Genomic DNA, 11,347 nt, shown 5'->3' with positions numbered 1-11,347 from the left:
GTTACTGGGGATCGTCACCAAGATCAACCGCAAGAGCGTGATCGTGTTAGCCGAGGACGGCACCAAACAATACAAGGTCTCGCCGGAGTTGTTAAGGCCTCTCCGCAACGTGAAGTAAGTCAACTACGTCCTGGAATGAACGCTTACTTTGGCGCGGGTGCCGTCGTATTGCACCTTGCCACCTTCGATGGCCTTCTTGGCCAGCGCGCGGGTTTTAAAGAACCGCGCGGCCCACAGCCATTTATCCAAGCGAACGCTATCGCTCATTAACGCTCTCCTCGCTGCTCAAGCACGCGGCAGCAGTTGGGCAAATCGGTCCAGTGCGACAAATTCCTCAAGCGCCTTTTCAGGCCGCTGGCTATCGGGCTGCTTGATGCCCATCAGATAGCGGATACCAAAGGTCCGGGCGCTGGCAAGCACGTGAGGGTTGTCGTCGATAAATAATGTTCGCGCGGGATCGAACGGTTCGAGCGCCTGCAGCGCTGACCAGAAGGCCTGCTCTTCTTTTGCCGCACCGACGTCTTCTGATGAGATGATGGCGTCCAGGTAGTTTTCCAACCCCGTGAGCGGCAGCTTGAGAGCCAGGCTGGCCCGATCGGCGTTGGTTGCCAGTATGACGCGGGGATGGGCTTGCTTCAGCCAGGTCAGAAAATCCAGGGCGTCGCCGCGCAGACCGATCAAGTGCTGCACTTCTCGCTTGAGGGCGACGATATCGACGCCAAGTTCGCGGCTCCAATAGGCCAGGCTGTACCAGTTGAGCGTGCCCTGCTCGCCGATGATACGGGCGCGCAGAGTGTCTTGGGTTGCCTCGTCCAACTGGTGAAGTTCAACGTAGCGGCGTGGCAGATGTTCCAGCCAGAAATGGCTGTCGAAGTGCAAATCCAGCAGCGTGCCGTCCATGTCCAACAGCACGGTATCAATTTCACTCCACTCGATCATTGCCACTCCCATCGTGAAAGTTATAAGCGTGCTATTGTAGCCTAACTACCGTTTACCAGCCATGGAGGCCCGATGTCCCAATACGACTCAACCGCCGATCATACCTCGCCCGGCTACCTGAAAAGACCGCAAATCATGGCGCGCAATACCGTCGCACAAAGTCGCTTGTTTCAGGTTGAAGCGCTTGACTTGCGCTTCTCAAACGGCGAGGAGCGTCAGTTTGAGCGCTTGACCGGCGCCGACAGAGGCGCGGTGATGATCGTCGCCATGCCCGACCCGGAACACGTATTGTTGATCCGTGAATACGCGGCGGGCTTCGAGGATTATGTACTGACGCTGCCCAAAGGCCTGGTTGACCCCGGTGAAGATATCGTCACCGCGGCCAACCGGGAGTTAATGGAGGAATGCGGTTTCGGTGCGAATCACCTTGAGCCACTCGCCGAGCTTTCCCTGGCACCCAACTATATGCGCCACCGGATGCAGGTACTGCTGGCGACTGACCTTTATCCCAAGCGCCTGCCCGGCGACGAGCCCGAGCCATTAATCGTTGAGACCCACGCCCTGGAGGAGCTTCCCGCCTTGTTAATGCGTGAGGATTTTCATGAAGCACGGGCAATCGCTGCGCTGTACATTGCCCGCGATAAACTGCGTGAAGATAAACGCAATAGCACGACGAATCTGCTTTAACACAGGACGACCCGCCGGCCGTCCCAGTCTTGCTCCGTGCTTAGAGATGATTTTTCAACGAAATCCAGCGCCGTTGGCGATGGCTATCAAGACCGGCTTCAAGAAGTGACATGCTGCGCAGCGCATCTTCAATACTCACCGGCAATGGCGCTTCATCGAGAAGCGCACTGGCAATGCCCTGGTAATACGCCAGGTAATCGCCATGCTGGGTGGGGTATTCCTGGCGTACCAGTGGGGCACTTTCTCCCTCGCCTTCCCGCAGCGTCAGGGTGCCGTGCTGGGTATCTTCGCCCCACTGGGAGGCAGGCAATTCACCGGCTTTCAAGCGATCTTCCTGAGGGTCCAGGCCGTACTTGACGAAACTTCCCTGGGTACCGTGAATCCGAAAGCGTGGCGTGGGTTCAGCCACCAGAGTGCCCGCCGCAAGGGTGACGCGAACTCCCTCATAATCAAGCAGGGCAAGAAAGTCGTCATCGGCCTTGGCCCCCTCGCGCAACGCGTCCAGCTCCAGCAAAATGGCGTTGGGCATGCCAAACAGTTCACAGGCTTGATCCAGAAGGTGAGGCCCCAGGTCATACCAGATACCGCCGCCTGGCGTCGCCTTTTCCCGCCAGCGATCGCGCACTTCAGGCCGGAAACGGTCAAAGTGCGACTCAAACCCGGTCACACGCCCCAATATCCCCGCCTGGAGCAGCCCCTTGACGGTCAAGAAGTCACTATCCCAGCGACGGTTATGAAATACCGACACCATCCGCTCCTTGTCGGTCGCCAATGCTTTTAGCTGCTTGGCTTCAGAGAGCGTAACGGTAAAGGGTTTATCGACCACGACATGCTTGCCCGCCGTCAGGGCCGCCTTGGCAAGCGGAAAGTGGGTGTCATTGGGCGTGGGAATCACGATCAGGTCGATATCCTTGCGCTCGCATAACGCCACCGTTTTGCTTTCGACCTCGACATCGGGCAAGTCGGCACGCACTTTTGCCGCATTGCTCGAGGAGACAGCGACCAGATCCAGACCTTCGGTCGCCTGAATCAGTGGAGCATGAAACGTTTTGCTGGCAAAACCGTAGCCCACAAGGCCCACATTAATACTCGACTTCATTGCATTCCTTACTGGTCAATACAGGCGTTTATTGATTGTGGCATGAGCACCCCGAGCAAACCAGATGCCAACGCGATATCATGAGGCTACGAGTTCTATTGACCCACCTGAGCGAGCCATGCCTTGAGTATCAGTGCGCGGGAATTTTATCGCAACGGACCACGCCACCGCCAAGCGCACGCGAGTAGCTTTGCGCTAATTCGTCGCCAGTTCGATTTTCGCTCCATCGAAATTGGCCGCTGGGTGACAAACTCCGAGCGTGACCGCGCAGCGGAGCTGTTCCATGATGCGCTATGCGATTTAATGTTGATCTTGCAGGGACCTGAAGCATTGATTTCGCTACGCGGCTCGCTCGCCTTGCAGTACGGTAGCGGCGGAAGGCCGGGCGTCTCCGCCCACTACGACCCCAGCCAGCGCAGCTTTGCACTGGCCAAAAATGCGGGCCCCGGGAGCATCGCTCACGAGTGGTTTACACCGAAGCGAATACGTTGACTTAAAACACCGAAACAGCTATATAGTGTTGACGTTCTTCTTGAGGATCTCCTGTGAACGCGAGCACTTTTAGAATTCGGGACCAATTTGATTCAACAGCTAAAATTATCGAAATCACTCGTTTCTATTTTGGTGAATTCACGTACTCAACTAGTACCGGGACTGATTCAAACCTAAACTTCGAATTCCACAGAAAACCAGGGTGGTGGCCCAATCTTCCGGTTTTAATACAAGGAAATGGCCTGCCTTGGGAAATTGGCAACGCTTACCTCCTAAAACTTGTCGAAACTAAGCGGCCTTGGGACATGGAGACGATCAAAAGCCGTGCCACATATCTCCTAGCCTACCTGCGATTTTTAGAAGATATTGACACCGACTTTATGCACTTTCCTCTCCGACGCTCCGAACGTGTTACCTACCTTTTTAAAGATAAACTTCAGGATTTCATAACTAGAGGACTTAATCCACTTTACGCATCAAATATTATCAACACCGTCGTTCATTTTTACAGAACTATTGCTGAAGAAGGGTTAGTTGGAGAAAAAGAATTTAAAAACTCACCATTCAAAGACGTTCATCGATTTATTAAATTCTTGGATGTGAGAGGATTTAGTAGATTCAAAAACGTTACCACATCAGATTTGGCTATCCGTCATACTAAATCTCACAAAAGACTTGATCGGATTGTTGATGGGGGGCAGCTCAGGCCGCTAAGCATTGAAGAACAAAGAGCAATTCTTTCTGGATTTAAAAATGAAATGTGCCCATTCAATTTAGAACTTATGATGAGGATAACTCTATCTACCGGCGCAAGGATGCAAACTGTTTGTACAATCAGAGTTCATCACATAAAAACCGCTTACAAAACATTAATGACTGAAAACGCTTCGAGCATTGAGATTCAAGCAGGGAATGGCGCAAAAAATGACGGCCACTTGATAAATACAAAAAACGGTAAGTTACATCGCCTGCTATTCCCTAGGAAGTTGATTGAAACACTTTATATTTATTTAACATCAAACTACCATAAATCGTTAATGCAAAAGTCTTACTACGGCACAGAAGATTTTAATTATCTTTTCCTCACGGAGACAGGTGCACCCTTTTATATCTCGAAGCAGGAAATAATGGATCGTCAAAATGAGGAATCGAATCACTCTGTAAACTCTAAAGATTTTATACAAAACAAAGGCGACACCGTTCGAATGAATCTCAAAAAATTTAGACAAAATCTTGCAAAAACTCACCCAGAGTTAAGATACTTTAAATTTCATGATTTAAGAGCCACCTTTGGTATGAACTTAGTTAGAAAACTAAATAACAAGGGTTATACATCAGCCCAAATTTTAAATGAGGTTAAAACAAGAATGGGGCATAGTAATATAGAAACGACTCAGACTTATCTTGACTTCGGGCAACTTTTCGAGCATTACGAAAAAGTTTCTATGGAGTTTGAAGAGCAGTTGCTTGACGAATACGAAAGCATCGGGATAGAAAACTAGTTATGAACATGCAGTTCAGAAAAACAAACCACCTTTATTTAAAAGCCAATTCGCTTAAAGAGGCGGAAATTGTTACTCCTTTTCAGCCAGAAAATGTCATTCTTTTTCAGGATGATAAAGTTGGAACAAAGCCACCCAGAAGATACGATTTTGGAAAATTTTGCTTTACTCGAAGAGATTCAAGAGTCTTCTACACCCCTAATCCTTTCAATGGAATTAGAGAGGTAAGAGTTGACCCTTCCAGCTTTCGACCGGAGCGTGTCCACTTTATTGGAAGTGTAATATCTTTTTTACGTGAACAAAATGGTTCGGAAAATAGTATTTTAGACAAGTCAGCAAAGATATTAACATTTCTAAAGTTTGTGGAAGACATGTTGGACCAAGGAGAGTGGCCACAAAATGAGCATAATGCTCTTGTCTGTTACAAGAAATATGTTGAACATCTTGCTCACAGAGCTAGGCTAGCGAAAGGATCGAAAGATGCCATAGCTACTAATGGGGCATTCGCATATGCAACTATAGTACGTAATTTAATACAATCAGCTTACAATATTAGTCAACATGAAATTGAACGAAAAGTTCCATCGATTAGATCTTCCCGTAATTCATCGGGGAAAGAACCAGCTGCTAAATGCGACCGGCAAGAATTTGTGTATGTCTGCCTATCAATCTTTGAGCAGTTACATGAAGTCATATTAAATCGCAAGCCTTATCCATGGCGCATAGACCTTTTAAATGCTGGCATCGACAAATCATTTATTTGGCAAGGAAGAGTCAGCAAACCCGGAATTTATACCGACTATTACTTTCGAACTAATGGACAAATAAAAAGTCTCGAAGAATTTACTTCAATGCTCGAGAGTTCGGGATTTACTAAAACTTTTGATATAGTGAGTTTTGAAGGACATGGACGATCACCAAGAAATTCTGTAGAAAAAAACTTTAGGTTAAAGGTCGCAGAGATAAACGAAATTAACAACAACGAGGAGCGATATAACGGGCAGTTACAGAATCTATATGATATTGCAACTATATGCTTCTGGTATTGCTTTTTAGCCGCCACGGGCCTTAATTACTCGGTAGCAAAAAACTTACAATACGGTTCAGAAGAATATATTCCGCAAAGGGGTTATGTTTTCTCAGGATTGAAAGTAAGAGCTGGAAACAAGACTGTTTATGCGGAGTTCAAAAAAAACTTCGAAAAATATTTTAATAAATTCATTAAATTAAGATCCTGGGCTGTATCACAATTATACAAAGCCCCCCCCCCTCTTTGGTTTTTCCTATTCGACGATGTGGAAACATTCAAAAATAACGTAAGGATAGTATCCTTACGAAAAGTAAGACAGATAAATAAGAATTCTTACAGGGAAATACCGAGCGGTACTATAAACTCTCTAAAAGTTATGCTCGTAAGGTATAAAATACCAGTCAAAATAATATCTGCATCAACGCTTAGAAAAGGTGTTTCTTTTGATTTTTACAAACTATCTGGTGGGAATACGGCACTAGTTGCCCAGAAGCTTGGAAATACTTTTGGAACTGTTCAAAGGGCGTACTCAAGCGTAAATGCAGAAGACGCCTATCCTGAGCTTGTCGATTACTACTCCAAAGTTATTGAAAAAGTGAAAACCACAGGCCACTCAGTACCAGGGTGCATACCTATAAGAATAATCGAGGATGCAGAAACCGATAACCTGCCTGTAGGTAACTGTATTAACACAAATTTTGTAAAACCCAGAAAAGCGAATCAATTTGGGGAAGGTGCTCCCGAACCAGACTGTGCTCGAAGTGAAACATGCCTATTTTGCGAGTTTTTCGCAATTCACGCTGATAGATCCGGTTTAAAAAAGTTACTTTCATTCCGTGAGCTTCTTCCACTAATCAAAGAGCGATCTGGATCGGTTGATCGCTACATCTCAATATTTTCTCCCATAGAAGGTCGCATTGAGGAGATACTGCAGCATATCAAAAAAGCATATCCAGAAAAAAATGATTTGCTAAATGAAGTCTCCGAAGAGGTGTTAGAAGGTGAGCTGGATGATTTTTGGGAACATCATTTTAATTTTCTAATCGAGCTTGGATATGCTAAATGAATAACTTGCCTAACTATCTTCAGAAACTAGGTGACCTTGCAAAACCAGATCCAGTGTCAACTGACGAATATATTCCTAAAGATAAGCACGTGATGAGCCGAGATACTGATGGAAACATTGTGAGTGTTTATGGTGATCAAGCTTGGGATTTTTCCATGTATCCTGCTCGACAACGTTTTCATATAGAAAAATTCATCACTGAAATAACTTCTAAAGATAGCTCTATAAAGTACGATTACGATTTTAGAATTATACTTTTTCACTTCATATACAACAGTAGTGCTCGTGCTATAAACACAGTTGCTGAATTATTTAATATTCTAAAACGTCATTCGAGACTTGCTGCTAAAAAGAAACTTTCTATAAAAGAGTCGTTGAAAGACATATCGATACTTGATCTCATTGTGAATGACACAAACTTAGATAAACAACAAATTGCACGACGCCTTCTAGATGCAAAAACACTCTTCTCTGCTCTTCATGTGATATCAAAAAACATAGATGGCTTTTATTTTTTTCCTTCAGATCGTGTTCGTGAGTATCTCAATAGACTGATTAAAGAATATCCGTATAATTCTCAACAAACAGCAGTAATCCCAACCAGGATACTGTCTAGAAGGATCAAAACTTGTTTTGATTATATTGAGATGTTCCTTGAATCGTCTTCACAATTTGAAGAGCTATTTAGCTTTAGAAAATCATGCATGAAAAGGTTATCTAGCAAGGGAATGAGCACTAAATACACAAAATCACTTCTAACAAAAGAGTTTTTAGATGAGCTAAATAAAAATCGCTATTCTTCAATTATAAAAAATTTTAACGTTTCTGACTTCACATCCTTACGAGGAACTATCACTAGAGTAAGACTTCCAATATTAGAAATAATTCATGCCTTCAGTGGTATGAGAATTGGGGAATCTGTCTCTATTGCTATGGATGGATTTCAAATCAAAAAAGTTGGCCGTCATGACATACCGATTATTAGATCCTATACAACTAAGATGGCTAGAGACTCGGGGTATTTCGCGGACTGGGTCACTTCCCCTGAAGTTGAGCTCGCTTTTGAAGCCGCAAAAGTTATTAATAGGATATTACTCTCCTATGATTACGATATTGATCTAGGCCAAGTGGATGAAGCATCGGTTCCTTTATTCCTCTCAACAGATTCTGGAAAAACACAATCTAAAGGTAACGGTGGTCTTTATAGTTACCCATTACAAAAACTATCTCTTAACTCTTTTAAAGATCATCCAATCAATTTGGATCCAGAAATTATAGTTAGCAAAGAAGACATAGCTGAAATACTTTTCATTGATCCTCTTGCTAATATTGAGACACTTAAACCTGGTATAGAAGTTGGCAAACCTTTCTCGTTTCAAACACACATGTATCGTCGTTCCTTAGCGGTTTATACAGCAAGAAGCGGGCTTGTTTCTCTTCCAACTCTAAAAAAACAACTCAAACATATATCGATACGAACTAGTGCGTTTTATGGAAATAATGCTGCTTTCGCGAAAAACTTCATCTTACCAAAATCTAATGACCAGATCTTTGACAGCGCTGTTATCTCGCAAAGAGGATTTATCAAAGAGTTTCAAGATGAACTTGTACAAGGCCAAGTAGACTTCTTATATGATGAAGTAGTCACCGCTGATGAAATTATTTTTGGCGGTATGGGGACACAGATTCAGAAACAAAAATTTTCGGGTACGCTACCAACCATTTTAACTGATCGAGAAAAGACAAAGAGAAAAATTAAGCAAGGCCGTATGCGCTACGCGGAAACCCCCTTAGGTGGTTGCATGGCCGTGGAGGTGTGTGATCGCATTGCTTTTAGTTCTATTACAACCTGTATTGGCTGCGGTTGGTCTGTGTTCAACAGTAAAACTGTTCCTCTCCTCGAAAAAACACAAAAGGAGTATGTAGCCCGCTTAGAGTACTTTGGTACAGGAACGCCCTATGGAAAGCAACTAGAGCGAGACATTAAAGACATTCAAACGACGCTTCACTTGCGCGAAAAGCTTATAAGCATGGTAGACGTAAACGAGGATACATTATGAGTACATTACGAGGAGAGGCCCTATATACAGCGGCTCTCAAAAGGTTGGAGAAAGGTGAAGCGGAAATTGTCGATACGTCCTCTCCTAGTTTTCATTTTTCAACAACCACAGTCGCTATAGAAGCGGGGAAGAAAAAAGGTTTTATTCGAGCGTCACGTTATCCAAAACTCTGCAAACAGATAGAGGAAGCTGAAGCGGCTAGAAAACTTAAGCAACTTGAACATCCTAAAAAAAAGAATAATAATTCTGTAACGAGGATCAAAAAACTCTCAGAAAAGCACGACAATTTAACAGCAGAACACGAACTTTGCTTAGAAAAAATGTTAAATCTTATCAAAGTGAATTATGAGCTCAAAAAAGAGATTGAATATCTAAAATCAAATATCTCTCAACCTAATTTCAGTAAAAATTAAATATTTAAAAACACCTACAAAGCTAACGAAGTCAGCGAAATTTCGCAGCCATCAAGGTCAATACGTTATAAGACTACGTAATATATGAGCCACAAAGCTAGAAGAACAATAGGAATTTAAAGGGTTAACATTGTTGAAAATTAGCTTATAAAAGAGACAAAAGATGCTGGCGGTAATATTCTGAAAAACTCAACGTTAGCAAGGGAGGTTCGACAGGTAACATTTCACGCTGGTTGATCTCCTCGTCTGAATATAGTGGGTCATCATTAGCTTCTGCCTCACTCACATCGTTACCGCTCACTTTGCCTGAACGCGCTTTCTCCAAGCGTTTATTGATCTTTTTGATCTGCAGCGTTGCCTGGTCTTCCGGCAAATCGTCTGCAATTCGCTGTGAGTATTTTCGTAGTAGTGGCTCAGAGATTACATAGAGCCATGCTTTATAATCTGATTCGCCTATTTTGCGCAAAATTCGACCTAAAACTTGCCTGTAATGCAACTCCGTACGAATCCTGCTCAGGTAGGCACATACACATAGTCTTTGAATATCAGTTCCTTCTGATATCATGCTGACAGCGACAATCCAGCGCGTGCTGTTATGCCGGTATTGGTCAATCAACTGGTGTGCCTTCGGTGTTTGGCTATTCACAACAACATGGCTTTCACCTTTGATCCTCAAAAGCGCAGCGACTTGGTGGGCATGCTCAATGTCTGTTGTAACAACTAGACCACCAGCATTAGGTACACTCTTCCTCGTCTCGTTTAGTCTTTCTATGCCCAGATCCAGCACCGCATTAAGGATGTCGTCGTGTCGCAAGAGGTCTTCGTAGCTGACAGGCGACTCACCCAGCAACTGTTGAAATGAAGAAAATGCTCTTACAGACGCTGTGCTTTCTGTTTCTTCGGTCAAACGGATCAGTGGGTTATCAATGAGCGTAATTCGTGGTGAGCGACATACACCATCTTGAATGGCGGTTTGAAGCTCATAACGATAATCACAAACCAGCTTGCCTTCTGGGTCGCTGTATCGCGCTAATGCAATGGGTAATTCATCTGAACGCCAAGGAGTGCCTGATAGCGCTAAAGTGTAAGTTGCCGCATTTTGAATGCGCCCGATTATTTGTTGACCCCATGTATTGCTCAGGAGCGGATCATGGCCCGCGCAGTGATGCATCTCATCGAAAATGGTCAACGTGCGATATTCCGTAAATAAGGTCCAAAATTCCTCAGGATGATATTCCATGGATTGGTACGTATAGGCAGCCCCGACCGACGCAAGCGTATCGCCAAACCGCTGATTCAATACGTCAGAAAAGGTGCGCTGTATGCCAGCCACTACTTCTCGCGTTGGAGCAAAGCAGATAACAAAATCAATGCGTTTTTCTTCCAAGAGCCAGCGGGCAATTTCTGCCGCTAACCGGGTTTTTCCGCTCGCAGGTGTTGCTTGAACGAAAAAGTCGATATGGTGTGAGTAATGAATCTTTGCTAGCTCTAAGCACTCTGCTTGCCATCTCCGCAGTCGCGTGCTCATGTCCACCCCAGTCGATGTAGCGATTTTTCTAATGCACGAACTCGGCCCATCAAGCGTGCGCTCCGGTCATAAGCGTCACGGTGATCAACAACGATACCCGGCTTAAGCTCAGGATACTCATCCATTAGCTCACGGAAAGCCTCGACCTCCCCCAGCGTAGAAAGAAATTCACTTTGCGTTTCCTTTAGCTCTTTCTCCAAGGCAAATTGGCTAGCAGTCTTTTGAACACTGGTACTCTGTTCAAAACCGTCTTTCTCATTCGGGATTGTGGTTTCTTTTGCTGTTTCATTGTCAGCTTGCGGCACTAGCCTCTGATGCCATCTTTCAAAGCTCTCTCCCTCCAGGCACAAGCCAGCTCCGTTTATGGAAGGCAAGGAATGATTGAATCGCCCCTGGTTTTGTAGACACCTCCAGGCCTTATACTGAAGGCACCTAGGAGGACGCATGAGCCGAGTACGATACACCGAAGAATTCAAGATCGAAGCCGTTAAACAGGTGGTAAACCGAGGTCACCGTGTTGCTGACGTGGCT

10 protein-coding genes and 2 pseudogenes are annotated in these 11,347 nt (G+C 44.9%); 7 read left to right on the top strand and 5 right to left on the bottom strand.

The features are described from left to right. Positions 1–141 precede the first annotated feature (141 nt). Both B7L15_RS19035 and yrfG read right to left on the bottom strand, forming a co-directional pair. Positions 142–267, bottom strand: a pseudogene (locus B7L15_RS19035) (S4 domain-containing protein); the annotation flags it as partial. An 18-nt stretch (positions 268–285) separates the two neighbouring features. Beyond that, the gene (gene yrfG / locus B7L15_RS19030; protein WP_085920463.1) at positions 286–939 is read right to left on the bottom strand and encodes a GMP/IMP nucleotidase; all 654 of its coding nucleotides are present in this window, start codon (positions 937–939) and stop codon (positions 286–288) included. 72 nt (positions 940–1,011) lie between these two features. Between yrfG and nudE the strand changes: the two genes are divergently transcribed. Then, positions 1,012–1,626 carry an ADP compounds hydrolase NudE gene (gene nudE / locus B7L15_RS19025; RefSeq protein ID WP_085920462.1) on the top strand — a complete coding sequence of 205 codons (615 nt, stop codon included), beginning with the start codon at positions 1,012–1,014 and terminating at the stop codon, positions 1,624–1,626. A 40-nt stretch (positions 1,627–1,666) separates the two neighbouring features. On the opposite strand, the gene B7L15_RS19020 is transcribed toward nudE, so the two are convergent. Continuing rightward, positions 1,667–2,725 carry an oxidoreductase gene (locus B7L15_RS19020; RefSeq protein ID WP_085920461.1) on the bottom strand — a complete coding sequence of 353 codons (1,059 nt, stop codon included), beginning with the start codon at positions 2,723–2,725 and terminating at the stop codon, positions 1,667–1,669. 123 nt (positions 2,726–2,848) lie between these two features. Between B7L15_RS19020 and B7L15_RS19015 the strand changes: the two are divergent. The 5 genes and pseudogenes from B7L15_RS19015 to B7L15_RS18995 form a co-directional block, all read left to right on the top strand. Beyond that, a pseudogene (locus B7L15_RS19015) lies at positions 2,849–3,196 on the top strand (CLCA_X family protein); the annotation flags it as partial. A gap of 74 nt (positions 3,197–3,270) precedes the next feature. After that, entirely contained in the window at positions 3,271–4,719 is a 1,449-nt protein-coding gene (locus B7L15_RS19010; RefSeq protein WP_085920460.1) for a tyrosine-type recombinase/integrase, read from the top strand. 2 nt (positions 4,720–4,721) lie between these two features. Next, the gene (locus B7L15_RS19465) at positions 4,722–6,815 is read left to right on the top strand and encodes a hypothetical protein (RefSeq protein WP_139839412.1); all 2,094 of its coding nucleotides are present in this window, start codon (positions 4,722–4,724) and stop codon (positions 6,813–6,815) included. Then, on the top strand, positions 6,812–8,875 hold the full coding sequence (locus tag B7L15_RS19000; protein WP_085920458.1) for a hypothetical protein: 2,064 nt from the start codon (positions 6,812–6,814) through the stop codon (positions 8,873–8,875). Before B7L15_RS19465 ends, B7L15_RS19000 begins: the two co-directional genes overlap by 4 nt. Then, on the top strand, positions 8,872–9,288 hold the full coding sequence (locus B7L15_RS18995; protein ID WP_085920457.1) for a hypothetical protein: 417 nt from the start codon (positions 8,872–8,874) through the stop codon (positions 9,286–9,288). The genes B7L15_RS19000 and B7L15_RS18995 overlap by 4 nt, the downstream gene beginning before the upstream one ends. Positions 9,289–9,433: 145 nt before the next feature. Here the strand turns inward: B7L15_RS18995 and B7L15_RS18990 are convergent, their stop codons facing one another. Further along, positions 9,434–10,816, bottom strand: a complete 1,383-nt coding sequence (locus B7L15_RS18990) for a DEAD/DEAH box helicase (RefSeq protein WP_085920456.1) — start codon at positions 10,814–10,816, stop codon at positions 9,434–9,436. Further along, positions 10,813–11,121 carry a hypothetical protein gene (locus B7L15_RS18985; protein WP_139839411.1) on the bottom strand — a complete coding sequence of 103 codons (309 nt, stop codon included), beginning with the start codon at positions 11,119–11,121 and terminating at the stop codon, positions 10,813–10,815. Before B7L15_RS18985 ends, B7L15_RS18990 begins: the two co-directional genes overlap by 4 nt. A gap of 139 nt (positions 11,122–11,260) precedes the next feature. Here B7L15_RS18985 and B7L15_RS18980 point away from each other — a divergent pair. Next, a partial coding sequence (locus B7L15_RS18980) for a transposase (protein WP_139839413.1) occupies positions 11,261–11,347 on the top strand: 87 nt, incomplete at its 3' end.

It is taken from the genome of Halomonas sp. CSM-2 (assembly GCF_002119345.1).
Lineage (GTDB): Bacteria > Pseudomonadota > Gammaproteobacteria > Pseudomonadales > Halomonadaceae > Vreelandella > Vreelandella janggokensis.
Note: the sequence above shows the minus strand (reverse complement) of the source record. Positions and strands in the feature narration are given on the sequence as shown.